25 protein-coding genes and 1 pseudogene are annotated in these 25,891 nt (G+C 63.9%); 15 read left to right on the top strand and 11 right to left on the bottom strand.

The features are described from left to right. Nucleotides 1–201 (top strand): transposase (locus tag BI49514_RS14980; RefSeq protein ID WP_145996179.1); only part of this gene is annotated, 201 nt, incomplete at its 5' end. A 280-nt stretch (nt 202–481) separates the two neighbouring features. After that, nucleotides 482–886, top strand: coding sequence for a hypothetical protein (locus BI49514_RS14975; RefSeq protein WP_180954392.1), 405 nt, complete (start codon nt 482–484; stop codon nt 884–886). Between the two features lie 102 nt (nt 887–988). On the opposite strand, the gene BI49514_RS14970 is transcribed toward BI49514_RS14975, so the two are convergent. Both BI49514_RS14970 and BI49514_RS14965 read right to left on the bottom strand, forming a co-directional pair. After that, entirely contained in the window at nt 989–2,647 is a 1,659-nt protein-coding gene (locus BI49514_RS14970) for a DNA methyltransferase (protein WP_101547263.1), read from the bottom strand. A 100-nt stretch (nt 2,648–2,747) separates the two neighbouring features. Then, on the bottom strand, nt 2,748–2,981 hold the full coding sequence (locus BI49514_RS14965; RefSeq protein WP_244195346.1) for a helix-turn-helix domain-containing protein: 234 nt from the start codon (nt 2,979–2,981) through the stop codon (nt 2,748–2,750). Between the two features lie 123 nt (nt 2,982–3,104). On the opposite strand from BI49514_RS14965, the gene BI49514_RS14960 reads away from it, so the two are divergent. Together BI49514_RS14960 and BI49514_RS14955 are read left to right on the top strand one after the other, a co-directional pair. Then, on the top strand, nt 3,105–3,947 hold the full coding sequence (locus BI49514_RS14960) for a PASTA domain-containing protein (protein ID WP_101547261.1): 843 nt from the start codon (nt 3,105–3,107) through the stop codon (nt 3,945–3,947). Nucleotides 3,948–3,959: 12 nt separating this feature from the next. Continuing rightward, nucleotides 3,960–4,652: a hypothetical protein gene (locus tag BI49514_RS14955; protein ID WP_101547260.1), complete on the top strand. Its 693-nt coding sequence runs from the start codon at nt 3,960–3,962 to the stop codon at nt 4,650–4,652. Here the strand turns inward: BI49514_RS14955 and BI49514_RS14950 are convergent. The 7 genes from BI49514_RS14950 to BI49514_RS14920 form a co-directional block, all read right to left on the bottom strand. Further along, on the bottom strand, nt 4,625–6,169 hold the full coding sequence (locus tag BI49514_RS14950) for a terminase large subunit domain-containing protein (protein WP_101547259.1): 1,545 nt from the start codon (nt 6,167–6,169) through the stop codon (nt 4,625–4,627). The two genes, BI49514_RS14955 and BI49514_RS14950, sit on opposite strands and share 28 nt — an antisense overlap. After that, entirely contained in the window at nt 6,166–6,813 is a 648-nt protein-coding gene (locus BI49514_RS14945) for a hypothetical protein (protein ID WP_145996236.1), read from the bottom strand. Before BI49514_RS14945 ends, BI49514_RS14950 begins: the two co-directional genes overlap by 4 nt. Further along, nucleotides 6,810–7,769 carry a hypothetical protein gene (locus BI49514_RS14940; RefSeq protein ID WP_145996235.1) on the bottom strand — a complete coding sequence of 320 codons (960 nt, stop codon included), beginning with the start codon at nt 7,767–7,769 and terminating at the stop codon, nt 6,810–6,812. Before BI49514_RS14940 ends, BI49514_RS14945 begins: the two co-directional genes overlap by 4 nt. A gap of 86 nt (nt 7,770–7,855) precedes the next feature. Further along, nucleotides 7,856–8,143: a WhiB family transcriptional regulator gene (locus BI49514_RS14935; protein ID WP_101547256.1), complete on the bottom strand. Its 288-nt coding sequence runs from the start codon at nt 8,141–8,143 to the stop codon at nt 7,856–7,858. Continuing rightward, nucleotides 8,136–8,525, bottom strand: a complete 390-nt coding sequence (locus tag BI49514_RS14930) for a hypothetical protein (RefSeq protein WP_101547255.1) — start codon at nt 8,523–8,525, stop codon at nt 8,136–8,138. The genes BI49514_RS14935 and BI49514_RS14930 overlap by 8 nt, the downstream gene beginning before the upstream one ends. A gap of 339 nt (nt 8,526–8,864) precedes the next feature. Further along, nucleotides 8,865–10,127: an AAA family ATPase gene (locus tag BI49514_RS14925; RefSeq protein ID WP_101547254.1), complete on the bottom strand. Its 1,263-nt coding sequence runs from the start codon at nt 10,125–10,127 to the stop codon at nt 8,865–8,867. Nucleotides 10,128–10,387: 260 nt separating this feature from the next. Next, nucleotides 10,388–10,690, bottom strand: coding sequence for a hypothetical protein (locus BI49514_RS14920; protein WP_101547253.1), 303 nt, complete (start codon nt 10,688–10,690; stop codon nt 10,388–10,390). A gap of 850 nt (nt 10,691–11,540) precedes the next feature. Here BI49514_RS14920 and BI49514_RS16395 point away from each other — a divergent pair. Next, on the top strand, nt 11,541–11,999 hold the full coding sequence (locus BI49514_RS16395; RefSeq protein ID WP_145996234.1) for a hypothetical protein: 459 nt from the start codon (nt 11,541–11,543) through the stop codon (nt 11,997–11,999). A 167-nt stretch (nt 12,000–12,166) separates the two neighbouring features. Here the strand turns inward: BI49514_RS16395 and BI49514_RS14910 are convergent, their stop codons facing one another. Continuing rightward, nucleotides 12,167–13,567, bottom strand: a complete 1,401-nt coding sequence (locus BI49514_RS14910) for a recombinase family protein (protein ID WP_101547251.1) — start codon at nt 13,565–13,567, stop codon at nt 12,167–12,169. Nucleotides 13,568–13,586: 19 nt separating this feature from the next. Between BI49514_RS14910 and BI49514_RS14905 the strand changes: the two are divergent. The 8 genes and pseudogenes from BI49514_RS14905 to BI49514_RS14870 all read left to right on the top strand — a co-directional run. Next, a pseudogene (locus tag BI49514_RS14905) lies at nt 13,587–14,429 on the top strand (CpaF family protein); the annotation flags it as partial. Further along, entirely contained in the window at nt 14,426–15,400 is a 975-nt protein-coding gene (locus tag BI49514_RS14900) for a type II secretion system F family protein (RefSeq protein ID WP_101547250.1), read from the top strand. The pseudogene BI49514_RS14905 and the gene BI49514_RS14900, both read left to right, overlap by 4 nt. Then, nucleotides 15,397–16,335, top strand: coding sequence for a type II secretion system F family protein (locus BI49514_RS14895; RefSeq protein ID WP_101547249.1), 939 nt, complete (start codon nt 15,397–15,399; stop codon nt 16,333–16,335). The genes BI49514_RS14900 and BI49514_RS14895 overlap by 4 nt, the downstream gene beginning before the upstream one ends. A gap of 83 nt (nt 16,336–16,418) precedes the next feature. Beyond that, nucleotides 16,419–16,697 carry a hypothetical protein gene (locus BI49514_RS14890; protein ID WP_244195361.1) on the top strand — a complete coding sequence of 93 codons (279 nt, stop codon included), beginning with the start codon at nt 16,419–16,421 and terminating at the stop codon, nt 16,695–16,697. 7 nt (nt 16,698–16,704) lie between these two features. Further along, on the top strand, nt 16,705–17,154 hold the full coding sequence (locus tag BI49514_RS14885; protein WP_244195171.1) for a TadE/TadG family type IV pilus assembly protein: 450 nt from the start codon (nt 16,705–16,707) through the stop codon (nt 17,152–17,154). Next, nucleotides 17,147–17,596 (top strand): hypothetical protein, encoded by a 450-nt coding sequence (locus tag BI49514_RS14880; RefSeq protein ID WP_101547248.1) that lies wholly within the window; start codon nt 17,147–17,149, stop codon nt 17,594–17,596. The genes BI49514_RS14885 and BI49514_RS14880 overlap by 8 nt, the downstream gene beginning before the upstream one ends. Before the next feature lies 1 nt (nt 17,597). Continuing rightward, entirely contained in the window at nt 17,598–18,083 is a 486-nt protein-coding gene (locus BI49514_RS14875; RefSeq protein ID WP_101547247.1) for a pilus assembly protein TadG-related protein, read from the top strand. 146 nt (nt 18,084–18,229) lie between these two features. Then, nucleotides 18,230–22,000, top strand: coding sequence for an FtsK/SpoIIIE domain-containing protein (locus BI49514_RS14870; protein WP_167443966.1), 3,771 nt, complete (start codon nt 18,230–18,232; stop codon nt 21,998–22,000). On the opposite strand, the gene BI49514_RS14865 is transcribed toward BI49514_RS14870, so the two are convergent. Next, a complete protein-coding gene (locus BI49514_RS14865; RefSeq protein ID WP_101547245.1) occupies nt 21,974–23,014 on the bottom strand; it encodes a GNAT family N-acetyltransferase in 1,041 nt (346 codons plus the stop codon). The two genes, BI49514_RS14870 and BI49514_RS14865, sit on opposite strands and share 27 nt — an antisense overlap. Nucleotides 23,015–23,058: 44 nt before the next feature. On the opposite strand from BI49514_RS14865, the gene BI49514_RS14860 reads away from it, so the two are divergent. Beyond that, nucleotides 23,059–23,868 (top strand): purine-nucleoside phosphorylase, encoded by an 810-nt coding sequence (locus tag BI49514_RS14860; protein WP_101547244.1) that lies wholly within the window; start codon nt 23,059–23,061, stop codon nt 23,866–23,868. Between the two features lie 61 nt (nt 23,869–23,929). Then, nucleotides 23,930–25,753 carry a phospho-sugar mutase gene (locus BI49514_RS14855; RefSeq protein ID WP_101547243.1) on the top strand — a complete coding sequence of 608 codons (1,824 nt, stop codon included), beginning with the start codon at nt 23,930–23,932 and terminating at the stop codon, nt 25,751–25,753. The last annotated feature ends 138 nt before the right edge of the window (nt 25,754–25,891 follow it).

Raw genomic sequence — 25,891 nt, 5'->3', positions numbered from 1 at the left:
ACGTTGAAGCGTCGAGCTGCTGATGTGCTCGCGTTCTTCACCCGACCGGGAACGTCGAACGGTCCCACTGAAGCGATCAACGGCAGACTCGAGCATCTACGCGGGTCCGCGCTGGGATTCCGCAACCTCACGCATTACATCGCGAGGTGTCTGCTCGAGTCCGGTGGCTTCAGACCGGTTCTACACTCTCAATTACGATGAGCCCAAAAAGCGCCGCCGGCGGGAGATCTGATTCATCCCGCCGGCGGCGCGGCTCATATCGCGTCACGCGAAGGCTAGTGAGGAAAATATAGACCGGATCCCACCCCTGCGCAAGACGAAGAATCGGCGCAATGACAGTCGTGAAACTACACCTTGAGCATTTGCGGAACCGATTCCCGGTTATCCACAGATTTGGGAATACACTAGATTCTTCATTCGACTACAGCTAGGTTAAACAGCAAATCACGCTGTCAATTGAATGATCGGGCAAGGGTTCAGAGTGGAAGCCACCGAAGTCATCACCAGCGAGGTTCACAAACGGATCAGAGATCTCGATGTGGATCCCCGCGCCGATATTCAGCGCTCTCGCGAGCTCATTCGCACCGTCATCGCCGAATACGATGAGCGCAGCCTCGTCGCCGACCTTCCTCTTCTCGAAGACAAAGAGGCGACGTTCCGCCATATCGACAATCAACTCTCGGGCTTCGGTGCCCTGCAGGACTATTTCGATGACCCGCATGTCGAAGAGATCTGGGTGAACTCCCCGAGCGAGGTCTTCATCGCCGTCGACGGAATCCACCAGCTGACGACGACGAAGTTGAGCTCCGGCGAACTCGATGACCTCATCGAGCGGATGCTTCGGACCTCGGGCCGCCGCGTCGATCTCTCAAAACCAAGCTTTTGACATACGTACGCCCCGATCCCCTAGTCCAACTGCTCCCTGCGCGCACGCGCGGGGAGCAGCAGACCGCCGTCGGTTCACAGCCAGAGCCGCGTAACGTCCAGGTCAGCGGAAGTCAAAGAGTGTCGCCTGATCCGAAATGTGCACCCGCCGCTTCGCGGAAATATAGGGAGTGAGGGCCATTGGCAAGTCCGGACGGTGCCCACTAAGTAATTCCCGAACTGAAATGTGCTGAAGAACCGGGTAGTGCTGGCCATTCGAGGGATGGGTCCAGTAGCCCGCTACATCTATAGCGCGCTGCGTCTCTTTACTTATAACGTCGTTGAGGGTGATGAGAACGCCCAGGTAGGCATCATGAGTGCTCACAACCGTCCCAGCGAGGTCACGAACAACCGAGGGCCCCACGTTCCGACCCCCTTTCACCGAGACTAGTGTCTTGCCAGATTTCTGACCGTTGAGGATGAACCGTCGAACACCATCTATGCCCCGGTCGCCAACCTGTCGATCATTGGGCTGCGCATGAAGCATCGAAACCGCCCACCGTTCGAAGTCGAAAGGCGATTTACTAAAAAGCTTCTCAGCAGACTGCATGTCATATGGAATGCCGTCGACTTCAATCGACTTCATCACACTCTGTCCATACGTCGAAGATAACCGCTTCACAATAAGATCAATAGCAATATAAGTAATATCTATCCCGACCCACCGTCGTCCTAGCTTCTCAGCTGCATCGACCGTGGTACCGCATCCGCAAAATGGGTCAAGGATTACATCTCCGGGATTTGACGAAGAGGCAATTATTCTCTCTAGTAAAGCCAGAGGCTTCTGCGTGGGGTACCCCAGCTGCTCCGCAGAACGCGAACTAATTAATGGAACATCATCCCAGAAATCATTTAGGGGGACTCCCTTAGATTCGTCCTCATAATATTTCAGCCTTGGAGTCCCGTCTGATTTTTTAGGCCAAAGTATTTTTCCTTCAGCCTCATATTTATCCAAGTTCTCGCGCTTTGTAACCCAGTGCATCCCACTCTTGCCACGCACGTTGGGGTCGATGCCTTTCCACGGTTGCCCGGTATCCCCGTTCCTCTTGCCGCTCACGATCAAGGGCACCGAAGCGTACCTTCGGCCATCAGGATCCTCAAACCTGTACGTCTCGACCGAAGCATCCGATAGAGGCTTATACTGGAGAGTGAAGTTGTACTTCAAATGATCTTTTGCATAGAACAAAATGCAGTCATGAGCGCGTCGATACACCTTGGAGATGGATGAACGGTTGCTGCTCCGATGCCACGATATGTCATTTATGAAGTTGTCAGCACCAAAGATGGCATCTAGCAGTATCTTCAGGTAATGGCTCATAGTCGAATCACAGTGAAGATAGATTGACCCAGTAGGTTTAAGCACCCTGTGGAGCTCAACAAGCCTCGGGGCCATCATTACCAGGTACGCCATGGCATCGTTTTCACCCAAAAGCATACGAAACGCCGAGATCGCATCTGAAACAGCATTTGGTGCGGTCACCAGAATGTCGGAAAAGTAGCGTTCAGTTTCAGGAGTCCAGTGCCACGTATCGTCGAATGCCTGAATCTGAGCGTTCGCGTCACTAGTCTGCTGCCCGAAAATTACAGAATAGGAGCGATTCGAGTTGAACGGTGGGTCAAGATAAATCAAGTCCACGCTCTCCGACTCGATGTGCTCTCGAAGCACCGGCAGGTTATCGCCATAGAACAAGCGGTTCGTTCCGTCGCAGCCTTGTTTATCCATATCGCCCAAGGCTAGTCGATGCGGGCGCCGATTCCGGACATCTTGACACATTGCAGACAGAACTGCGCTAGTGCACCGGGCACAGGCCATAAGGTTCGCCTCAAGAAGAGCTAGAGCTAGTTCGCGAACCGCGATCTTCACTTACCGGCCGTGACAATAACTCGATTGGAGATACGTCGATAGTCTCAGCCAGCTTCTCGACGGTCTTGAGCGTGAGGTTACGTTCGCCGCGTTCAACTCCACCCATGTAGGTGCGATGCACCCCAAGGCGCTCGGCGAACGCCTCTTGACTCAGCCCGAGTCGTAACCGGTGCCGTCGGAGATTCTCTCCCACAACGCGCTGCAACTCACCTTCCACTCGACCAAGCGTCTACCGGTGCTACTTTTTGGTCTACAGACTTATAAGTAGCACAATGGTGGTATAGATGTAGTGGACTACAGAAGCGACGGAGCCCGAATGACTGACCGCCCCACTGGAGACGCACCTCAGGCACGCCCGAGGCAGCGCCGAGCCTCGAAACCGTTCTATAAGAGATGGTGGGTCTGGACTCTGGCTGCGCTGGTCGTTCTCTCCGCTACTGGCCTGTTCGGCCAGACCGAGGACGCGCCGCAAACCGTCGAAGCCAGCTCCACCGAAGAGGCCGAGCCGATAACGGTGCCCGACCTCGTCGGAAAGGCTGGAGACGAAGCCAAAGACGCGCTCGACGACCTCGATTTGAAGGCCGAGTTTGTCGACGAGAGCGATGAGGATCGTTCGGTAGTTCGGAAGTCCAATTGGAAGGTCGAGCGCACGTCCCCTCAGGCCGGTGCAGAAGCCGAGCCGGGTGATGCTGTCACCCTCACCGTGTCCAAGATCGACGACGATCAGGAGTCAGCGGGGGAAGAGAAGGCCGAGAAAGTTGAGAAGGCCAAGGACGAAGCCTCCAAAGAGGAGGAGTCGGAGTCCGATGCGAAGTCGACCGACGATGACAAATTCGACTTCGACTACTACCAGGGCGAAGTCACCGTCCAGTTCGAAATCGACGACAACTTCACTACCGGACTGGTCGCCACCGGTGCGAAACAAGACACCATCGCGGCGCTCCAGGCCGCGAAGGCGAAGTACCCCGGCTACAAGAGCATCGTCGTCATGGGTAGCGGTCCGACGGTCGACAAGTACGGCAACGAGGATAACTCCTACCTGTTCAGCGTTCGATACACACGAGACACTGTCGAGCAGATCGACTTCGACAACAGCGCGTTGATTGACATTTGGGACCTTAGAGACGCGGGCATGGTCAACCCGGACCTCGACAAATAGGACGGAGACTCCATGAAGCGAATCACAGCCACTGCTACCGCACTGGGACTTCTAACCCTTTCGGCGTGCACATCGGCGACGGACGACTCACACACGGAGTCACAAGTCGCCGAGGCGAGACCGCAGGCTCACGAGACTCAAGATGCCGACGGCGATTACGTGCAGACTGAGGCCGACCCGCCTGCTACCGCATCAGGTGCCACCTCATATAACGACGATGGCACCGGCTATTTCGACTTTGGCAAGACAGCAACTTTCCCGTCCGGCATGGAGCTAAACGTCGACTACCTCGGAGAGACGAAGTTCAGCGAGCACGGGACCGCGAGCAACTGCACTGCAGGCGATCCTGTCGCCGTGTTCAAACTGACTATTGCCAACAACACCGGCTCGACGGTCAATCCAAGCGATAGTCTCGACATCTCAGGCGTCTACTACAAAGACGGGGTTCGTGGCTCCTACGATCCGGTCCTCGTCGATGCCCCGAACGTCTTTGACGACTGGCAGGGGAAGAAACTCGATAAGGGTATGTCGATTACCGAGCTGCCCGACGAAGAGTCGGCCACGGCATATGCCGGGATGTGCCGCCCGGACGCATCAAACGGCGAAACCGCCGTTCACGGCACCTTCGCCGACGAAGAGGTCGCCACTCCACTATGGACTGTGCCAGGAGCCGACCCCTACGACCGCCGCCGCCCAGTTTCGTAGCCATACGGGCGAGACATTCCGGCCACCGCATAGACCCGTCTCGGTGCGCTTGTCAGCCTCTTGGCCTGTGGTGGTATCCCTCCGGTCGGAGTGACGGCTCGTCGAGCCTCTCCCGAGCGATGTGGGGTCGGGAGTCGGTGTTCGTCGGAGGGAGCGACGCTTCTGCCGGGGACGCTGATCCCGCCCATGAGCGCGGCGGGCCGCTGAGAGAGGTCAGCGACGATCATGCCGACAGCGACCACGAGGTCGTCGTGAGTTCCTGGAGGGTTCTGGAGCTTCACTGTTGAGGGGCCAGTTTCGACCATGCGAGCACTCATGAACTCCTCCCGAGTCTCGTCATCGTCAGGCAGGCTCAGCGAGCGGTCGCGGAGTGCTCCCCACAGTGACCGGGCGAGGCGGTTCGCTCCTGCCGAGGAGAAGACGAACTCCTCGGTCCGCACACCTTGTCTCTGGAGGTTCGTCGTCAATTGCTCCGCCTGCATCCGGTCGAATCGAAGCTTGGCTCCGTACTCACGACAGACGCGCAGGGTCGCCGCCTCGACCTCGCCGAGGTCAACTCGACCCCCGCTGTCCGATGGTCTCCAGCTCATCACCTTGTCGATGATGAACACGCGGCCCGCTGCACGCTCCTCGGCGTGACCGACCGCGAGCGCCGTGAGGTCTCGCCGGGTGCCCACGTCGAGCGCGGCGACATACTCACGGCGAGGATCAGGGGCGAGCACCGGGTCGCCGGGACGGATGACCGCTTCGATGTCGGCAGGCGAGGTCAGAGCGTCGTCGGCCTCGGACCACTCGCAGAGGATTAGCCGCCGCCACTCCGAGGGGGTGAGATCGTCCTTTACCTCGGCGATGTCCTCCTCAGTCCACCAGGGTGAGGGGCCAGGGTGGAGCGAGGTGTGCCAGGCGGGCGACGTCCGGGCCTTCTGCCACCTCTTCGCCCCGATGCCAGTCGGCGACCCCGCCGTCGTGATGATGATGAGCCGAGACCCTGGCACCTTCGGCACCGCCGACGTGATGGCTGACCACAGTGTTCGATGGTTCGGCGTGTTCGGCCAGACTGCCAGCTCGTCGACGATCTGGAGCCATGGCCGCTTGCCGAATGCTGAGGCCCCGTCGGAGGTTTCGATGGTCAGCGTGGCACCCGTCGCCGTGTTCTCGACCGTCCTACCGAGGACCCTCGCCCTCGACCGGAGTCCGGCACGGTCGACGAAGCCGCTCAGCGCCTCCATCGTGAGGTCGGCCTGATCCGCGTCTGAGGCATAGACCAGTGAGGTCGAGTTCGCGGGGGCCTCAGTGAGGAGTAGCGACAAAGTAATACCGGCGATGTCGGTCGTCTTGCTCATCCCTCGGCCTCGGAGGAGATAGTGCCGTCGGGGAGCCGACGGCCCGGTGTCGAGCACGGTCCGAGCATCGGCCAATTGAAACGGGTAGGCCATCTCACCCCACCTCGAACCGTTCTCTAGGGGCAGAGCGGCGAGGAGGTCGAGCGCGGCGGTAGAGGACGGTGTCCTGCTCATCGCTCGTCCTCCTCAGGGGTGGGGGCGGTCTCAGCACGCCGACCGGGCGCGACTGCCTCACCCTCGGCCCGCACACGGTCGAGCGCCGTCACAAGAGGGTCGGGGCCAGCGTCGAGCACCGCTCGACCCTGCTCGACGAGAGTGTCGAGGTCGGCATCGCCGCCCACGCCAGTGCCCTCGCGCAGTGCCTTCGCCCTGAGCAAGGACAGTTCTGCCTCGCTCCTCGGGTCCAGCCCGAGGCGGTCTCTCGCGGCGGTGGCGCTGTTCTCGAACCATTTGAGCATCTGCACCTGCGAGGTGCGCGGCTGTCCCTCATCGTCAATGATGCCGATCTCGTCCAGGTGACGACGTAGAAGCGCCGCCCTTGCTTCGGCATCCGCCCATGCTGCCAGGGCCTCCGGGTATTTCCGGAGGTCGGGTCTATCGTCGACGATGCCCGCCACCAAAGCGGCGGAGACTGCCGAGTAGACCCTCGGCGATCTGTACCCGCTCTGAAGACTCACGACGTTGTTCTCGGAGAAGTCCGGGTGCTTCGGTGAGCCACGTCCTGCGCCCTTCGAGGGGCGATACCACGACGGCCATTGGTCAGGTGGAAGCTGGGCGGCCTCGGCGGCGGTCAGGCCCTTCTTCATCTTCCTGCTCATCGCCCGACCCTCCCGGTCTCGAACTTCTCTCGCAGGTCGTCGAGGTCGATATGTGCCCAGGGGGTCGGGTTCGGCTCGATGTTCATCACGCCCCAGGCGGGCGGGTCGAGGCGCACGTTCTCGATGCCGAGCTTGCGCGAGATGCCTGCCGCCTCCAGCACGAGGCGTGCCATAGCCGACTGTCCGTAGGCCCCGAATGCCTCGGCGGCATCGGCGCACGTCCGGCACACCGACACGCGCCGGTGGGCGGTCGAGGTGCCGCCGAGCGAGGACGGTGAGACTAACGCCTCGGTCCATGCCGACGATGCCCGTGAGGGGACGACCTCGACCGAGGCGACCCCGCAGAGGTAGCAACCGCCACCAGTGGGCGCTGGGGTTGGCTGGGGGCGCTCGGTCAGGGCGCGGAGGAACGCGGCCACCGCTTGCCGTGCGCGAGCACGCCCCTCCTCGGGCACGTGCGACCATGGCAGGGCCGCTCCGGTGCTCGGGTGGGCCTCAGCCTCGGCGACGGGAGCGAATCTGCTCTCCCACACCAGGCCGAGGGCCTCGGTCGTGAGATAGCGAATTGCCAGGCGTACCCGTCGCGCCGAAGTCAGCTTGAGGTCGGTCTCCGCCACGGCGGCGACAGCGAGCGCTCGCTCGACGGCGGTGTTCGCTATCACGTCGGCGACGTACTGCCCTCGCCCTGCCGGGTGCTCGATGTTGACCGCCACAGCACGCTCACGGCGCTCCTCGCAGGCCGAGCATCTTGTCATGGTGGTCTCGAACTCCTGTGCCGCTTTCCTTCGCAGTGACGGCGACCCGCCTCGATACTCCCGACCGAGCGAGGTGATGGTGTCCTGCCCGTGCTGGACGGTCGGCGCGGTCGCCACACCGCAGACGCGGCAGGCGAGCCATCCGTCGGCCAGCTCGACGGTGGGGGTGAACTCGGGAGCGTAGGGGTTGGTCTCGATCATGGTGGGGCCTTTCGTGGTGGTGGTGAGTCGTCGCCACAGCCTCGTCAGCCATGGCAGGTTGTTGATGGTGTCAATGTGGGGGTGGATCACAGTGGGTCACCGCCGTTGCGGCTCAGTGGTCGAGGCTCGCCACCGCGCCATTTGCCCGCCCAGAATCCCGCCTCAGGTCTGGCCGTGGTGGCGAACTCCTGGCACAGCTCCAGCAGTGGGCAGGATCGGCAGGTCTGTCTCATGTCGATGTGGTCCCGGAGACCGCCGCCCTGCCTGATGCGGTCGTCGATGAACCGTTGGTCACCCTCGCAGGCGGGCCGGTCGGTCTCCATCGCCGCGAGGAGAGGCGCGAGGGCGGCATGGGCGCGTCTGCGGTTATCCATCGCGGTCGTCTCCGCTCTGCTCGGCGGTCTCGTCGTCATCGTCCGGCGCGTGCTCGTGTGCTGTCGGTGGAGCGCCTGCCGAGGCCACCACCGCCGCGACGGTCGACTGTCCCGGTTTCCGGCTGTCATCGGCCAGGATCGCCGCCTCCAGCCTCATGACGTGGAGATAGCAGTCGTCAAAGATGCGAGTGGGATAGCCGAGGTTGCCTCGGCACCAGCTACCGCGCTTCGACCGGCAGATCGGGCAGGGCGTGTTCTTCGCCGTGTCGACGAGATCGAACAACTTCGAGCGCTTCGGGACGTGGATCGACCGGGCCGACCAATGGTCGGGGTTCCTATGGGCTGAGTCGGCGGTCGGGGGTTTGATTGACTGTTCAACCATTTCTAGCTCCTCTCTTCATATCGCGCCTCGTGTACGTGCGAGTGGTGTCGGTGGTGGTGTCGTCGGTGGTGTCGGTGTCGACACCACTTTTCGACACCGATTTTTAAGGGGTGGTGTCCCTTGTCTTTTTGCCAACGACACCACCACTTCCGCGCCATTACTGGGATTAGCGGGGGTGGTGTCATGTGGTGTCGTGTGGTGTCCTCCGCCCTGTGACACCGCCGTGCAATGGTGTGGTGTCGTGGTGTCCCGACCCTAGAGAGGGACACCAACGACACCACCAGCACCAGCACCAGGCGAGGGGCACCAGGGGCACAGCGGCAACGCCGATATACGTCCTCACCCATGGTCGAGGCCCAGCCGCTCTCGCCAGGCCCGGAGCACATCGAGAGCCTTCTTGTCTCCCCAGCCGGTCCGGTCCATGACATCTCTCTTCGACCTCGGCGGAGGGTCCAAGTCGTCGAGCTTCGCCATCTCGGTATCGAGCTTGCTCGCCGCTTTCGCGGCCTTCTGCACCTCGGTGGATGGCACCTCCTCCAGGGTGAGGCTCAGCGGCTCCAGAGACCCCAGGGCGGGCCTCTCATCGTCGGGAGCCACACGGAGCACGGCGGCCTTCTCGCCGAGGCGGAAATGGCCGTGCCGGTCCTTTGACACCACCAGCTCGGCATACCCCTCGACCCCTCGGGAGAACGGCTCCCTCATCCGCTGGATGAACAATGTCCCGTCGATGGCTGCACGCTTGCGCTGGGAGCCGATGGGAGACAGACTGCCTCCGCCCTCCGATGCCGATTTCGTGACGTGATCGAGGACGAGGACGGCAGGCCCCTCGGGCCGAGGAGGGTGCCAGTGGGGACGGAGTTCTCGGTCCTTCGCCCATTTCCGCTCCTGCTCCTCGGTGACCGGAGTGCGGTGTCGAGCGATACGTCGAGGCACCTCGCGAAACCACTCGGCGACCTCCTCATCGGCGTTCGGATTCGCGCCGTGAGTGCTCAGCGCCTCGCCCGTCGAGTCGATGACGACGAGGGACGGCTGGACTTGATCGAGCACGCTCTCCAGCACGGTCCATGCCTCCTCGTCGAGCTTGCCCTCGGGCGAGAAGTAGATGAGGTCATCCGCGAGAGTGTCAGGGTCGGCTCCAGCGGCCAGGGCGCGGGTATAGATGCCTTCGGCGGAGTCCTCGTAATCGACATAGAGGACGCTGTTTCCGCTCTCGATCTCGTCGAGGGCAACCGCCATCGCCGTCCAGGACTTGCCACTCCCGCTCTCGCCAGCGATGCCATTGACGCGACCCCGATAGAGCAAGCTGAGGGGGTCTCTGTCGTCGCCAGGAGGTAATGCCAAGAGACCGACGGCCGGCTCCTCGGCTCGCCGCGCCCCGGTGGCAATGCCCTGTATGAGGTGTTCGGCGGTGGACGGCCTCAGCAGTCCACCGGCTCCCGAGGACTGCCTCGGCTCCTCGGTCGCCACCGCCATCGTCTCGGTCGTTTGCTCAGCGGGGGCGAGAATCACCTCGCCGTCGACGATCTCGACCTCTACCCCTTCGTCGATCAGGTCGTCGAGGCTGAAACTTGCGGACGCTTCACTGTTGGGTAGCGTTGTCATCGCCCCTCCGATCAGCGGTGGGGAGAAAAATTGAGCCAAGATCAGGCTTCACTCTCGGTACAGCCGTCACCGGCAGTTTCGCCCTTGGTTCCGTCGTGCTCGGTCTCGATGCCCACGCGCGAAGTGCCCTCGGTGTAGTCGGGGGCATTTTTCGTCTCTGCCTGTCTCTCATGCCAGGTCCTTTCTCGCCGAGATGATCTCGGCTGATGTGCCCGGCCCACGGTCCAGCGGCTTCGTACTTGTGGTGCGTGTGGTGAAGCTCAGAAGCGTTGAGTTGCAAGCGACCCGCCCCTCAAGTTGCGGCGATGCCAGTCGTCGAATGCCGCCGCCACCTCGTGAGTCGAGCGGGTCGGCCCGGCCCGTCTGCGGGCCTCCTCCGCTCGCTGAGCCTGCTCCTCGGTCTCGCGCTGTCGTGCTTCGGCCTGCCGCCGCTCCTCGGCCCTCGTTCTGTCGGCGGCGGCGATGTCGTCACGGATCAAGCGGAGTCGATGCTCGCGCTCACTGAGCACGTCGAGGCCTCCGTACAGCGAGGAGGAGGGCGGCGACACGATGAACTTGCTCATCGGTCAGAGTGAACGGCGCACGAGGGGCGCTCGGGACCTCGAACGCGTCATTGCCCGTCGAGCCGGTTCCGAGCCGTTCTGCAGCATCCTGCGCCTTCATCGGCGAGCATCCGGGTGCAGGCTGTAGACGGACGCATATTTGCCGAACGCTCGGACCCCGGCGCGGACCTTCGCCTGCGGGAGATCGTCCAGGGCCTCGTCCATCTCGTCGAGGTCAATGAGGACCCCAGCGCGGGGATTCTTCTCATTTCGATATGCCGGGAAATATCCCCGCCGAATGTAGTTTCTAATCGTTTGATCGGAACAGTTCCGATGGCATGCAGCCTCGGTTATTGACACGAGATTTCGTGACATGCTGGTCGCGCTTCCTTTAGAGGAGACACGCGCCCGAGTTTGGTCCTATAACGGCTCGCTGGGATGGGTTTGCAGGGCTTCGCTCCCTACCTGACCTCCGCCTGATCGCCGAGCCTGCCGCTCCTTCGAGCAGACCCTCGCTTGCATCGCGTAACTAATTGTCATCTTAATAACTTCACTTTTTTGGGGCAAACACTATTACAGTGACTTTTTGCATAATTTTTAAAGTAATACATACATGCGCCTCACTACGTAATACAGAATTAAGTTGAGCGCGCGCGAGAAGGTAGAGCCGGGCCGAACCGACCGAATTCACGTGGCCGCTCAGCAGGGGCACACATTAAGTGGCTCCACTGCGCCGCAGTTTCAACTTCGCCGGTCAGGTCCGGCGGAGGAGCTTCGCAGTCCTCAAGTTTCACCCGATACCGACAACCGGAACTCATGCTCGTACACGTCTAAGTCCGACTCACTGCAAGCTGACTAGTACTCTGACGCTATGACCGTAGAGACCGCAGAAACCGTTGGAGTCATCGTTCAAACGCTTGCTGTGCTAGTCGCGGCAAGCGGTGTCATAGTCGCCCTCTCTATGGGCGTCGCTGACCGCCGAGCGGCAGACGCCAGGGCTGACTTGGACCGCCGTGAAGCAAGACGACTCGCGGATCACCATTTCCGACTGGACATGCTGGTTCGCCTTGCTCGAAACGTGAATGATCCGGGGCACACCGACGACAAAGTCAGTAGCCAACTTGCAGCCGAGCGCGCGGCACTTCTTCATGTGATTGGTCCTGATGGCTTGCCTATCACGTGGGAGACATATGTCGGCCCAACGGTAGACGAGTCGCGATCAATCGCGAACAACGCGGACGTAGACAAGCTCAAGCGGTGTCAAAACGAGGTCGCAGTTAAAATCACAGATGAGATCGCCAATTGGAGGAGCGGGCCAAGCGTCAGCTGAATGTAGCACTAGGGACCCTAACTAGGGTCGCCCAAACCGGAGGAGACCTCCATCCACTCTATGCCTCGATGTCTACTCCGCTGCGACTCGCCTGGTCCACGAACCACCGATTGTTACACTCTTCTTCGCGGTGAGACTTATGAGAGGCAGTTCGAGTCCGAGAGCCACTACTCAGCAGGGGTAATCCGTACGCGGTCCTCGCTCCAGCGGACACCGGGGCGGTCGGCGGGGCGAATCTCAACCCGAGCAACGGCAGCGAGCACGGCCCGCTGGATGTCGATGGGAGCGTCCAGGAACGCTGCACCGGGGTCCTCGGCGGAAGTCACCTTCGAGGACGCGGACCTCTGCATCGACGCGGTGAGCCTCCGGTCGATCTCGTCGATCTGCGCCTGCACCTTGTCCGTCGATGCACGGAGCATCTTCCCCGAGATGGTGCCGTCCATGTAGTCCGCTTCGAACGTCTCCAAGCGAGTCGCCAGCTCTGCTCGACGGGCACGGTCCGCGTTAGCTTCCTCGCCGTCGTCGTCGAGGGCAGCGACGATTCGGGGATCGCGCACGAGGTCGGCGACGACGGCGCGGACATATGAGTCTGTCTGCTCAGTCATCACAGTGAGGTGTGCTTGAGCCGTGCATCTGTAGAGGTACTTTCCTCGGGTCGGTGCCGGGCGCATGGCGGTTCCGCACTTGCCGCAAATGTAGATGCCCGAGCCGAGCCAGCGGGTCGCGTTCCCCTGCTGGATTCGACGCGAGGGGTCGGTCAGTATCTTGTAGGCAGCGGTCCACTCTTCCTCAGGAACGATGGCGGGCCACTCGGCATCTCCGAGGATGCCCGGCTCGCCATGACCAGGGTCACCGGTCGATAGCTTGCCAGCGTTGCGAGGGCGTACGAGGACATCGCGGAGCCGTGCATATGTCCATGGTCGCCCGGTCGACGTGGTCAGCTCCTCGGCGTTCAGCTCGTCGGCAATTCCTCGGAGAGAGCGGCCCGCAATGATGCCCTTCGTCGCGCGGCGGATCACCTCAGCCTCGTCGTCTCTCACGGTCGCTCCGTCCTTCTCGAATCCGTAGGGCCGCTGGCCTCCTCGGTACTTCCCCTCACGCGCCATCTGAGCCTTCTTAGCCTTCATACGCTCCCGAGCATGGTCGATCTCGTGCTGAGCCGCTGCACCCAGCATTCGGGCGACCATGCGGCCTGAGGCGGTCGAGAGGTCGACAGTCCCCGAGGTCACAGTCTGTACCTTCGTGCCGTGCTCCTCCGCCACGGCGACGAATTCCTCCAGCTCGACAGTGCGGCGGTGGAGGCGGTCTGTGTGCCAGGCGATTATGCCGGTGATCTTTCCTGCCTCTACGTCGCGCAGCATCTGTCGATACTGCGGTCGAGTCCTGCCCGAGTAGGCACTTATATCGTTGTCCACGTAAACCTCGGCGACAGTCCAACCGAGGCGGTCGGCCAGCTCTCGACAGTCTCGCTCCTGCCGCTCGACTCCGAGGCCAGCTCCTGCGCGGTCTCGGCTGATCCGGGCGTAAATGGCGGCTTTGATCGTGGGGGCGGTCGCTTCTGCATTCATATGTCAATTCTAAGTTTTTGACCTTTCGCAACCATTTGTCGACGCCATCCTGCCCGACGGGTCCCGCCTGCATGTCGTGCTGCCCGATATCACTCGCGCCCATCCGGCCGTGAATATCCGCAAGTTCATCGCCCGGCCGCGCAATCTCGCCAGCCTGGTCTCCTCCGGGTCTCTGACTCCCTCGGCCGCCGAGTTTCTCGACGCTGCCGTGGCGTGCGGGGCCAACATTCTCGTGTCCGGGGCCATTCAGGCGGGCAAGACGACGATGCTCAATGCTTTGGCCGGCTCGATTCCGGCCCGCGAGCGCACGATCTCCTGCGAAGAGGTCTTCGAACTCAATCTGCCCAGCCGCGACTGGGTCCCCATGCAGTGTCGCCAGCCGTCGCTGGAAGGAACCGGCGAAGTCACCCTCCGCGCTCTCGTCAAAGAGGCGCTGCGGATGCGGCCGACGCGCATCATCGTCGGCGAGGTCAGAGAGGCCGAAAGCCTCGATCTCCTGGTCGCACTGAATTCAGGCCTGCCCGGGATGGGCACCATCCATGCGAATTCCGCCCGCGCGGCGATCACGAAGATCTGCACCCTGCCACTACTGGCCGGTGCGAACATCTCCTCGGCGTTCGTCGTGCCCACCGTCGCCGTCAGCCTCGACGTCGTCGTCCATCTCCGGCGTGACCCGTCCGGGGTGCGCCGAGTCGATGAGATCTGCGCTGTGCCCGGAGGGGTCGAAGGCGACGTCGTCGAACTCGATACGATCTTCCATTCGCCACGCGGACAGCTCATCCGCGGTCAGGGGTTCGGCCACCTCGGCGAGCGTTTTGCGGCCATCGGCCGCGATCTTCACACCGTTCTGGAGGCGGCGTGAGCTATTCGCAGTCCGCCCTGCTCATCGGCTCCTGCCTCGGGGCGGGACTCTTCCTCATCTGGATGTCGCTGTGGCAGCGACCGCCGGGCAAGCGGACGCAGTCGCGGTGGGTGCGCGAACTCGACGACATGCTCACCGGGGCCGGATTTCCCAGGCTGCGTCCGGCGCATCTGCTGCTCATCTCGGTCGCGGCGTTCTGTGTGGTTGCCGTCGTATCCACGGTGCTCACCGGCTCGTGGGCGATCGCGCTGTGCTTCGGTCTCTTCGCGTCCTGGCTGCCGCACCGTGCGCTGCAGCATCGGGCGCGCAGCAGGCAGGTGATGCGGCGCGAGCTGTGGCCCGAGACGCTCGACCATCTCAATTCCGGAGTCCGTGCGGGGCTGTCCCTGCCCGAGGCTTTGAGTTCTCTGGCCCATCGCGGACCCGAACCGCTGCGACCCTTGTTCGAAGTCTTCGCCGAGGAATATCGGGCAAGCGGCTCGTTCGCCTTGGCGTTGGAGCGGTTCCGGCAAGTCAGCGCCGACCCGGTGGCCGACCGCATCGTCGTCGCGCTCAGCGTCACTCGGCAGGTCGGCGGCAGCGATCTGGGCACCATGTTGCGGGCCCTGGCACAGTTCGTCCGTGATGATGCCCGCACCCGCAATGAGCTCTCTGCCCGTCAGCAGTGGACGGTCAACGGCGCCCGATTGGCCGTCGCCGCACCGTGGGTGGTGCTCGCGTTCCTGTCGACCCGACCCGAAACGGCGGCGGCGTACAACTCGCGAACCGGGCTGATCCTCCTGGCGGCGGGCTTCGTCGTCTCTCTGCTGGCGTATCAGGCGATGAAGCGCATCGGCAGGCTCCCGGCCGAACCTCGGGTCATCGAGGGCTCGTCGCTCAGCGCCGCCCACCGACGCTTTGCAGGCAGCGCTGGAACGACCGGCGGATTCACCTCCGACAGTGAGGACGCTGCGGACGGGCGGGCGGCATGAGCCTCCTCGGCGAGCCTTGGTCGATACTGGCCCTCGGACTCTTCAACGGCTTCGCTCTGTGCGTCTTCGTGCTCTCCCTCCCACCGCTGCGCAAACCGACGCTGTCGTCGCGGATCGCGCCCTATCTGCGGGATCAGGAATCCTTGGTCGACATCTACGCCCCGCCGACCCCGCGCACCGAGGGATTCTGGGGACTGGTGAAGTCCTGTCTGGTCAGCTCGACCCTGTGGGTGACGTCGCGCATCACCACGGATGCGACTCTGCGGCTGCGCATCGACCGCCTCGGCGGCAATGCCACGATCGAACGGTTCCGCATCAACCAGGTGCTGAGCATCCTCGTCGGGATGATCGTCGCCGGTGGTCTGGCCGGTGTCCTGTCGGCGCAGCGCGGCTTCTCCCCCATCGTCACAATCGTCCTCGTCATCAGCGGCGGCATCGCCGGGCACGTCGTCAACGATTGGCGACTCAGTCAAGCCATCGCCCGCCACGAATCCCGTGTGCTCGCTGAGTTCCCGACCGTCGCTGAGCTTCTTGCGCTGTCCATCACCGCCGGTGAGGGGATCGTGGAGGCTCTCGAACGAGTGTGCCGCACCTGCTCCGGCGATCTCATTGACGAACTCCGCGCAGCCCTGGCCGCCACTCGCACCGGCACACCGTTGGTCGAAGCGCTCGATGCGATGGCCACACGCATCGCCATTCCCGAGATCGTCCAGTTCGTCGACGGCCTCGCCGTGTCGATGACCCGCGGCACACCTCTGGCCGAAGTCCTCCGCTCCCAAGCCGCTGACGTGCGCGAACAGTCCCGACGGCGCCTCCTCGAACTGTCCGGTCGCAAAGAGATTGGGATGCTCGTCCCGGTGGTCGTCTTCGTGCTTCCCGTCACCGTCATCTTCGCCGTCTTCCCCTCTCTGACCGTCCTCGACCTCAGTCCGTAACGACCAATCCCACGCCCACGACCACCTCCCGCATCAACGACCACGCGGATCGATACCTCGACCTCGCCGAAGAAGGAGACACGATGTTCCGCCAGTTCACCTACCGCCTCGTCCCGCTCATGCTCGGGCTCATCCCCGGTCCTCCTCCGCGAGGAGGAACCACCATCGCCGAGGCGACCGACCACGGCATCGACCCGAACCTCACCGAGGAAGTCGACCGGCCCGATCGCGGAGACGTTCCCGGCTGGGTCCTCGTCACCCTGATGACCGCGGGACTGGTGGTTGCACTGTGGGCGCTGGCCGGCGAAGCCTTCACCTCGATGTTCCAGGACGCGATGAACAAGGTCCGCGGGGCCGGGTGACCGCACGGTGCGCAGAGACGACGACACGGAACGGGGAGACCGACTGGGGGCCGCCTCGGTGAGCGCGGCAGGCGAGCGCAGTGATGCGGGATCCGCCGTCGCCGAGTTCGCTCTCATCGCCTCATTGTTGGCCCTCATCCTGGCCGGAGCTCTGCAGATCGGTCTCGTCATCCATGTCCGCAACACCGTCATCGATTCCGCCATCGCCGGAGCAAGACAGGCGAGCCTGGCCGATCAGACTCCACGAGACGGGCAGAAGCTCACCCGCGACCTCATCCGAGTGTCCGTGGGCGAGCGCTATGCCCAGAAGGTCACCGTCTCGACGTCAAAGCACGGTGCCGTCGAGATCGTCGAAGTTCAGGTGACGACTCCGCTTCCGGTCATCGGGCTGTGGGGACCGGCCGAGATCTGGGAGCTGCGCGGACGATCCATCGTCGAGGACATCGACCGTGACTGAACCAGAGGTCAATCAGGGAGTCGCGACCGACGACGCAGACGAAGGAACAGCGGTCATCGAGTTCATCTTCGCCTCCATCGTCCTGCTCATCCCGGTCATCTACCTCATGCTCACCCTCTCCCAGCTGCAGGCCGCCAGCTATGCGACCACCTCGGCGGCGATGTCGGCCTCACGTATCGCCGCCCGCGACGCGAACCCCTCGGAGGCCCGCGCCCATGCCTTCGCGAAGATGCATTTCGCGGACTTCGGGCTGCGTGATGCGCCGACTTCCATCACCTACTCGTGTGCCGGACCCTGTGGACAGGCCGGCTCTCTCGTCACTGCACGAGTCGAGACGCAAGTGTCTCTGCCCGGGTTCCCTCTCCTCTTCGGCTCAGACCGGTCACCGCACGTCACGTTGCGCGCGAACCACACCGACGTCGTCGCCACAGGACGTCAGTGATATGCCGACCACGGGAGAGCACAGCTGTGAACGGCGACGGGAATCGCAGATCGGCCGCGATTCGGAGCACGAATCCGACGCCGGGTCCATCACGCCGCTGGCCATCGGCTTCGTCGTCATCGCCTTGTTGTTGGCCTTCCTCATCGCCGCCCTGACCGACCTGCACATGGCCCGCCGAGAACTGCAGGGACTGGCCGATTCTGCGGCGCTGGCGGCCTCGGACTCGTTCGAACCGGCTCCAGGAGACGATCCCGGTCTCGTGTTCTCACCCCCGGCGGCGAAACGCGCCGCCGGTCGCTACCTCGACGCGGTGCCGACTCCGAAGGACATGGGCAATCTGCGGTTGAGTGCCGATGTGGATGGGACGCATTCGGTGCGCATTCGCATCGAGGCCCGTTATTCTCCGGCGCTGCTCTCACCGTTCGTCCCCGGCCTCATCGACCTCCACGCCACCGCTTATGCCCGGGGCGCCCTGCGCCTCGACTGATTAACCCGAGCCGACTCCACTTCGACGCCGATTCCTGTGGGCACAGGCTCCACTCACGCATCCTGAGGCTGTGGATGCCCAAACCGTATTCACAGGGCGCTTTCTCGCTCTTGCCCAAGCCATGCGCTCGCGGTGAGTCTGTGGGCATGAGAACCCTGGGACTCATCCACCGCATTGAGACGAACGGAGCCGTCACGAGCATGAGCATCGAAGCCGAATCAGCCCAACCGGCCTTCGACGTCTTCCGGTCTGCCCTGGGAGCGGAACTGACTTCCCAGGACTTGGCCGTCGGCAACCGGCTCGACAACCACAGAATCGAGTCGATCAGCTGGGGTCATTGGCAGAGACTCAATCCCATCACCGTCGTCGGAGCGAATGCTCTGCGCACCACCGACGACTGTGCCGACTCCGCGCGGACGAACGTAACCGTCCTGGCAGGACCGGATGCGGGATTCACCGTGACGCTCGACCCACGGCGGGCCCGCTTGTCTCGACTGCCCCACCCCGACTGCCTGACCATCATCGACCCCAGCATCTCCCGCACCCCTCAGTCGCTGCGACTCGATGCCACGGGGCCTGGACCCGCCGTCGCTCCGGGTGCGACGGTGCTCGCACCGGGCCCGGCAGTCGGTTCTTCAGCCGGCGCTCTGTCCTCGGCTGCCCGTTCGGCGCCGCCGATCCGGTCCCCTCCGCTGCATCACAGCAACGACATCCACATCGCCCCGAAGACGATCGACGATCCTCGGCCGGCCAGACCCCCACAGTGGTGGACGTTCCTCATCCCCGTCGGCATCGGCGTGGTGCTGGCCGTGGCCACCGGAATGTGGTGGTTCCTGCTCTTCAGCATCTCGGCCCCGCTCTCCGGGTGGGTCGCCTACCTGGTGGAGAAGAAGCGCTTCACCCGCGACAGCGCACAATGCCGACTCGACCGCGACGAGGCGTTGGCCGAGGCGCGGGCCAGGCTGAGGGGCCTGGAGAAGTCGCACCGTCAGATGATCTTCTCTTCCCCTGGCCTGTGTCTGGGGTTCGGGACGGTCTTCAGCGACCTCACCATCGACGAACGGCTGCAGGATGGAACCGACCACGTCGACGGTCGGATCGTCTGCACCGATATGCCGATCCGCATCGATCCACGCACGACGACCGTCACCGTCAGCGGAACCCGAGCAGTCCTGCGCACCATGGCCTTCGCTTGGCTGGCCGACCGGCGATTCAGATGGCGACCGAGTCCCGAACTCACTCTGCTGCCGGAATTGGCAGGCACCGAGTTCTCCGCCGACCACGCATCGAACACGTTCGGTTCAGGGTCACGCCCAGACTCCGGCATCGACGACCCCATCTCGATCACCCTCGACGAGGCGGCCCACCCCGCCGTGCTCACGCTCACCGCCCCACATGCCGGCTCCGCGGTCTCACTGACGGTGGGCTCTCTCGCGCAGGCACGCACCACGTCCTCGACTGCTCCCGGTGGCCCGGTGCCGGGACGGGCACTTGTCGCCACTCTCATGCCGGCCGCGCGATTCGTCACTCTGCACCGTGGCCGCTCAGACGATACCGGCCCCCGCACCTGGCCCGACCATGGGCTCGGCGAGCTCTGCGACGATGCGCCCGAGGCCATCAGAGCGCGGTGGCGGTCTCCCGCCTCGGGGCCGGTGCCGATCGGGCGCGGAGCCGACGGTGACATCGGCATCGATCTGTTCTCCGACGGTCCTCACGCTCTCGTCGCCGGCACCACGGGCAGCGGAAAATCCCTGCTCCTGCAGACATGGCTGCTGTCGATGGCCTTGGCACAGCCGCCTCGGCGATTGTGTTTCGTCCTCATCGATTTCAAAGGTGGGGCCACGTTCTCACCGCTGCAAGATCTGCCGCACACCGACAGTGTGCTCGACGACTTCGACTCCGGTCTCGCCTTTCGCGCTCTCGTCTCCGTGCGCGCCGAGATCACCCATCGAGAGCGGCTGTTGGCCGATCACGGGTGTGCCGATGTCGCCGATCTCGCCGATCCTCCCCCACGACTCGTCGTCGTCATCGACGAATTCCATGCGCTGATGGCCACTCATCCTCGCGCCGCCGACCTGCTCGAACACCTCACAGCTCTCGGCCGGTCCCTCGGCGTCCACCTCATTCTCGCCACTCAGCGTCCGATGGGAGTCGTCACCGGGCAGATGAAGGCGAACATCAACATTCGCGTGTGCCTGCGAGTGCGCGATGAGACCGATTCCTTCAACGTCATCGGCTCCGAGGCGGGTGCGTTCCTGCCCCCGGACAAACCCGGCGCCGCCTGTCTGGACTCCGGGATCTGCGTCACCCGATTCCGCGTGGCGATTCCTTTCGGACATGACGCCCACACCGAGGCGGCCCTCCGCCCTCGCGTTCGTCCCTGGGGCCCGGGGCCGGTTCCGTCCCTGGCCAGCGGCGCCCACGGAGTTCACGTCGACAACATCATCGCCGCGGCTCACGACATCGCCAGGGCCGAGGACGCTTCGGCTCATCGGCAGGTTGTGCTGCCTCCCCTGCCGGAACCTGAAGAGATGTCGGCCTGGGCGGCAGGGGGACTGACCCATTCTGATGGTGAGCTCGCCGCTTCCTCTGCGGGACCGGTGGCGGAAGGTGGTGAATTCGGTCCGACAGTCACTGGGATCATCGATGTACCCAGTCAGCAACGGCAGCAGATGTGGACATTCGACCCGGACGTGGACGGTTCCACGATCCTCACAGGCGGCAGCCCGGACACCGTGGAATCCGTGCTTGCGACCATGGCACGAGCGGCCGCTCCGACCCGACGGATCATCGCGATCGGCAGAATCTCCGCGGTCCTCGACTGGGCGGAGATCAGCTGTGGATTGAGCTCCGGCTGGCAGATTCAGGCGATTCTCGACCATCTTTCTGCCCGTGGGGACCCGAGCAGATTCTCGCACGACGGTGAAAGCACAGATTCGACGACCGGGCCGAGGCAGAGCCCACAGCCACCGAGCCTGATCGTCTGCAGCAATTGGGCCGAGTTCGTCGACTCGCTCGACCACTATTGGGCCGAACGAGCCGAACGTCTCCTCGGACATGGTGCCGGATCGGATCTCGTGTTCCTGCTCGCCGGGTGCCGGAATATGACGAGTAGGAGCTCTCGATTCGCCACCCAGATCATCTTCCCGCCCGAGGCTGGCGAAGACGGAACGAGCGTCGGGCTCAGCCGGCAGCGATTCGCCGGTTCGTGGCCGGATCTCCGCGCCGTCATCCGCGGTCCCCGCGCGCAGGCCGCCGGCGGGGACGGTGCCGATGTGCAGTTCGCACCCGTTGAACCGGCACGATTCGATTCGTCGATGTCTGGGGCGGGCACGAGCCTCCTCAGCGGACCACTCGGCATTCCGGAGTCCCGAAAGGGATTCGCTCCACGCTGGCGGGGGCTTGGCCAACCTGTGGGCGTGGGCGAAGAACCCTACGGCGACATGCCTGGCTGCATCCCGGTCGGCGTGGATGCTTTCGATGACCTCGTGGTGTGGGATCCCCGGCGAGACGGTTCGGTTCTCACCGTTCGCGGTTCTCCGCAGAGCGGCAAGACCGGATTCGCGACGTATGTGGGCCGCCTCGGCGGGGTCTCAGTTCACGACGATGCGCACATGGCCGCAGATCCCGTCGACTGGGATCTGCTCGACGGACTATTCCATGTGCTCACTGTGCCGACACGGTTCACTCCCGGCTATGGCTCCCCATTGTCCAAAGCTCAGAGTCTCGGACCGCTGCTCGTGCTCGGTGCGCATACCAGGCAAGATCTCACCGGGCTCGGAGTGCTGCGACAGGCCCCGCTCGACGGGCTGCCGGGGACAGGCTGGTTCGTCGCCGAGGACCAAGCTCGCCCAGTCCGACTCTTCGCCCCGACGGGAGTCGAGCCTGATTCAGCTGACGTCAGCAGGCGGTCCTGAGAGGGTCTCGTAGCGGTAGAGCTCGGTGGCGGTTCCGGCGTCGAGCAGCCGGTCGGCGAGCGCGGAGATCACGGGCATTCCGCTCGTGACCTCGATGACGACATCGGCATCGACCGACAGCCTGGCCAAAAGGAGTTCGGCGTCGGCGACGGCCGCGGCGAAGTCCTCACCCGCAGCGTCTGCGGCATCGTCGCGAGCCTCGAACATCGACCCGAGGATGAGCTCGGTCGGCGGTTCCTCGTCGACCTGATCGATGACGGCGGTCCCGTCGCCGGCGGCCGCACCGGCACCCGGTTCACCGGCCGAGGGCAGAACTCCGGCGGTTTCATCGGCCTCCCGCGCATACGACACGGCGAAGGCACTGAGTCCACCCGCCTCGGCGGTTCCGGCAGCGCCGTTCAGCAGTGCGGCACCATGAGCCCCGGGTGCTTCGGAGAGGAAAGCGTTATTCACCTGTCCGATGGTCAGCGGGCCGACGGCATCGTCGCGGTTGACGGCGGTGTACCAGGCGAGGAACGCCTTCGTCAGCTTCACCGAACCGGTGGCGACGATCTCGAGGTCCTCGGCCCGACCGCCGCCGGCCGGAGGCAGAGCACCGGCGGGCACCTTGATCACACGGGTCGTCGTCAGCGGGGTGAACCCGAGAGCCTGCGCGAAGCCCTCTCCCGGGCTGCCGGCGTGCACACGGGCGCGCAGATCGAGGCCTTCGAGTGCGGTTCCTCGCGTCTCCGCGCACACTGCGTCGAAGAGTTCACGCCCTTGACCATGTCCCTGCTCTTCGGCGGCGACCTCGACGTGGATCCACGCCCGGTAGGGGTGAAGCGGGGATTCGGCGATCGCGGCGGCTCCGACGGGAACGTCGGGGACCACCTCGGCGATGACTGAGCGGATCAACGGCGAATCCGAGGACGGACGGAACAGGGACCTGGCCATATGACCGGCCGGGGTGGTCGCGTCGGCGAACACCTCATTCAGCCGCAGATCGTCACCGTCGGTCAGCTCTCGAATCGGCATGTGCTCGCTCCTTGGGCGGTAGGGAACTTGATAATCTTGGCGTCATGACTGACTTAAGCGATCCTACCGCCGCCGCGCACGCCGCGGCCACGACCATCAACGCGAACGCGGGCATCGAATCGCATGACATCGCGCTCGTCCTCGGCTCCGGTTGGGGTGGGGCGGCGGACCTCCTCGGCGAGACCGTTGCCGAGATCTCCGCTGCGGAGGTCCCAGGATTCCACGCCCCCGCCGTCGAAGGCCACGGCGCGACCCTGCGCACGGTGCGCATCGAAGCCAGCGGCAAGCATGCGCTCGTCCTCGGATCGCGCACCCACTACTACGAGGGCAAGGGCGTCCGGTCGGTCGCCCACGGTGTGCGCACCGCCGCTGCGGCCGGCTGCTCCTCGCTGGTGCTGACGAACGGGTGCGGCGGGCTCAACCGCAATTGGGGGCCCGGCACTCCGGTGCTCATCTCCGATCACATCAACCTCACCGGCACCTCCCCGATCGAGGGCGCGAACTTCGTCGATCTCACCGATCTGTACTCCCCGCGGATGCGCGCCATCGCCAAGGAGATCGACCCGACGCTTGACGAGGGCGTGTACGCGCAGTTCCGCGGACCTCATTATGAGACCCCCGCCGAGGTGCGGATGGCTGGGGTCCTCGGTGCCGATCTGGTGGGAATGTCGACGACGTTGGAGGCCATCGCCGCACGTCAGGCTGGGCTCGAACTCATGGGAATTTCGCTGGTGACGAACCTTGCCGCCGGCATCCAGGAGACCCCGCTCTCCCACGCCGAGGTCATTGAAGCCGGGGCAGCGGCCGCCCCGCGCATCTCCCGTCTGCTCGCCGACATCGTCGCGAAGCTCTGAGACGGCCAGCCCCACTCCGCACTCTCCCGCCCCGCCACCGCGAATTCGCAAAGGACCTCATATGACCCGCGTAGCCGACCGCTTCACGAATGGATTCGACGCCGAGGTGGTCCGTGCCTGGATCGCCGACGACCCCGATCCGCAGACGGCCATCTCCTTGGAGCACATCCTCGCCGAGGCCGACAGCGGCGACGAGGCGGCGATCGCCGATCTCGAGGACCGGTTCTCCGGTCCCCTCGTCTTCGGCACGGCCGGTCTGCGCGGCGAGATCGCCGCCGGCCCTAACCGGATGAACAGAGCCGTCGTCATCCGTGCCGCCGCCGGACTGGCCGCATTCCTCGCAGACACCGTCGGTAAGGGCTTCGAAGTCGTCATCGGGTGCGATGCCCGGTACAAGTCCGCGGAGTTCGCCGCCGATACTGCCGCCGTTATCACCGCCGCCGGCGGAGTTGCGATTCAGCTCCCTGAACAGCTGCCGACCCCGCTGCTGGCATTCGCGCTGTCGCAGCGCGGAGCCGATGCCGGAGTCATGGTCACGGCCAGCCACAATCCGCCGGCTGACAACGGGTACAAGGTCTACCTGGGGCAGCGTCCGCTGCAGGCGATCGGATCCGAGGCCGACGCCGAGGCGGGTGCCGGAGCGCAGATCGTCAGCCCGGCCGATGCGCTCATCGCCGAAAGGATCTCAGCTGTCGAGTCCGTGGCGTCTGTGTCACGTGCGGAGTCCGGGTGGGAGCATCTCGACGAGTCGATCGTCGAGGACTATCTGTCGCGCATCGACGATCTGCGCGTCCGGGCGGAGTCGGATCTCTCGATCGTGCTGACCTCGCTGCATGGTGTCGGTGCCGGAGTCGCCGAGGCTGCTCTGACCCGCACCGGCTTCACAAACCTCCACCCGGTGGCCTCCCAGCAGGCACCGGATCCGGACTTCCCGACGGTGTCCTTCCCGAACCCGGAGGAAGCCGGCGCACTCGATGAGTCCTTCGCCCTGGCCCGTGAGGTCGGTGCCGAACTCATCATCGCCAACGATCCGGATGCCGACCGATTCTCCGCGGCCATCCCGGATGAGTCGGCGGCCATCGGCTACCGTCAGCTCTCCGGCGACGAGGTGGGGCTGCTGTTGGGTGAGGACGCCGCTACCCGATTGGCGGAGGGAACTCATCACGCGGAGGGTGCAGACGCTCCTGTCTTCGCGAATTCGATCGTGTCTTCCCGCGGTCTGGCGACAGCGGCTGCCAGCCACGGCTTCGGAGCGGTGAACACGCTCACCGGGTTCAAGTGGATCTCCCGCGTGGCCGGGCTCGTATTCGGATACGAAGAGGCACTCGGCTACTGCGTCGACCCGGCTGCCGTGCGTGATAAGGACGGCATCTCTGCCGCTGTGACGTTCGCTGCGCTTGCCTCGCGTCTCAAGGCTGCGGGCAGCAGCATCGAAGCCGAGCTTGATCGGATCCGCGGCCGTGACGGCTACTTCGCCACCGCTCCTCTGTCTTTTCGCCTCGACGATGTCTCTCTCATCGCCACGGCCATGGCGAAGCTGCGTGAGAACCCTCCGGCCACTCTTGCCGGTTCCCCGGTCGCAGAGGTCCACGACCTGTCGGTCGGGTATGAGGGGCTGCCGCCGACCGATGGAATCCTGCTCCTCTCGGAGTCGAACTCGCGCGTCATCGTGCGTCCTTCGGGTACCGAGCCGAAGCTCAAATGCTATCTCGAAGTCGTCGCCGAACCGTCGGAACTCCAGGCTGCCGCCGATGCCGATGCCCGTGCGGCCGCCAGCGCCGGAGTGCGACTGTCGGCCACCTCGGCGAGTGCGTCCCTCAAGCCGGCCCTGACGGAGCGCTTGAACTCGATCAGCACCGAGCTGAAAACCTTCTTCGCCCTCTGACCCACCCCATTACTACCTGACGGCTGTGAGTCTTGGTAGTGGCTGGTCTGGGACCGGCTGGCAGAGTAGGTGTTGGCCTCTCCATCCCGTGATCGTGACTCAACCTGGCGGTGACCCACCCCCTTTTGGTGGTGTCTT

The sequence above is a fragment of the Brevibacterium iodinum ATCC 49514 genome (assembly GCF_900169265.1).
Taxonomy (GTDB): Bacteria; Actinomycetota; Actinomycetes; order Actinomycetales; family Brevibacteriaceae; genus Brevibacterium; species Brevibacterium iodinum.
This window is presented reverse-complemented; position numbering and strand designations above follow the sequence as displayed.

Coding starts and splice junctions, on each gene's coding strand:
- BI49514_RS14935 (WP_101547256.1), bottom strand. CDS start 8,143: ATGGATAACCGCAGACGCGCCCATGCCGCCCTCGCGCCTCTCCTCGCG.
- BI49514_RS14945 (WP_145996236.1), bottom strand. CDS start 6,813: ATGAGCAGGAAGATGAAGAAGGGCCTGACCGCCGCCGAGGCCGCCCAG.
- BI49514_RS16395 (WP_145996234.1), top strand. CDS start 11,541: ATGACCGTAGAGACCGCAGAAACCGTTGGAGTCATCGTTCAAACGCTT.
- BI49514_RS14950 (WP_101547259.1), bottom strand. CDS start 6,169: ATGAGCAGGACACCGTCCTCTACCGCCGCGCTCGACCTCCTCGCCGCT.
- BI49514_RS14870 (WP_167443966.1), top strand. CDS start 18,230: ATGAGAACCCTGGGACTCATCCACCGCATTGAGACGAACGGAGCCGTC.
- BI49514_RS14865 (WP_101547245.1), bottom strand. CDS start 23,014: ATGCCGATTCGAGAGCTGACCGACGGTGACGATCTGCGGCTGAATGAG.
- BI49514_RS14855 (WP_101547243.1), top strand. CDS start 23,930: ATGACCCGCGTAGCCGACCGCTTCACGAATGGATTCGACGCCGAGGTG.
- BI49514_RS14910 (WP_101547251.1), bottom strand. CDS start 13,567: ATGAATGCAGAAGCGACCGCCCCCACGATCAAAGCCGCCATTTACGCC.
- BI49514_RS14925 (WP_101547254.1), bottom strand. CDS start 10,127: ATGACAACGCTACCCAACAGTGAAGCGTCCGCAAGTTTCAGCCTCGAC.
- BI49514_RS14970 (WP_101547263.1), bottom strand. CDS start 2,647: ATGGATAAACAAGGCTGCGACGGAACGAACCGCTTGTTCTATGGCGAT.
- BI49514_RS14930 (WP_101547255.1), bottom strand. CDS start 8,525: ATGGTTGAACAGTCAATCAAACCCCCGACCGCCGACTCAGCCCATAGG.
- BI49514_RS14955 (WP_101547260.1), top strand. CDS start 3,960: ATGAAGCGAATCACAGCCACTGCTACCGCACTGGGACTTCTAACCCTT.
- BI49514_RS14890 (WP_244195361.1), top strand. CDS start 16,419: ATGTTCCGCCAGTTCACCTACCGCCTCGTCCCGCTCATGCTCGGGCTC.
- BI49514_RS14875 (WP_101547247.1), top strand. CDS start 17,598: ATGCCGACCACGGGAGAGCACAGCTGTGAACGGCGACGGGAATCGCAG.
- BI49514_RS14895 (WP_101547249.1), top strand. CDS start 15,397: ATGAGCCTCCTCGGCGAGCCTTGGTCGATACTGGCCCTCGGACTCTTC.
- BI49514_RS14920 (WP_101547253.1), bottom strand. CDS start 10,690: ATGAGCAAGTTCATCGTGTCGCCGCCCTCCTCCTCGCTGTACGGAGGC.
- BI49514_RS14960 (WP_101547261.1), top strand. CDS start 3,105: ATGACTGACCGCCCCACTGGAGACGCACCTCAGGCACGCCCGAGGCAG.
- BI49514_RS14860 (WP_101547244.1), top strand. CDS start 23,059: ATGACTGACTTAAGCGATCCTACCGCCGCCGCGCACGCCGCGGCCACG.
- BI49514_RS14940 (WP_145996235.1), bottom strand. CDS start 7,769: ATGATCGAGACCAACCCCTACGCTCCCGAGTTCACCCCCACCGTCGAG.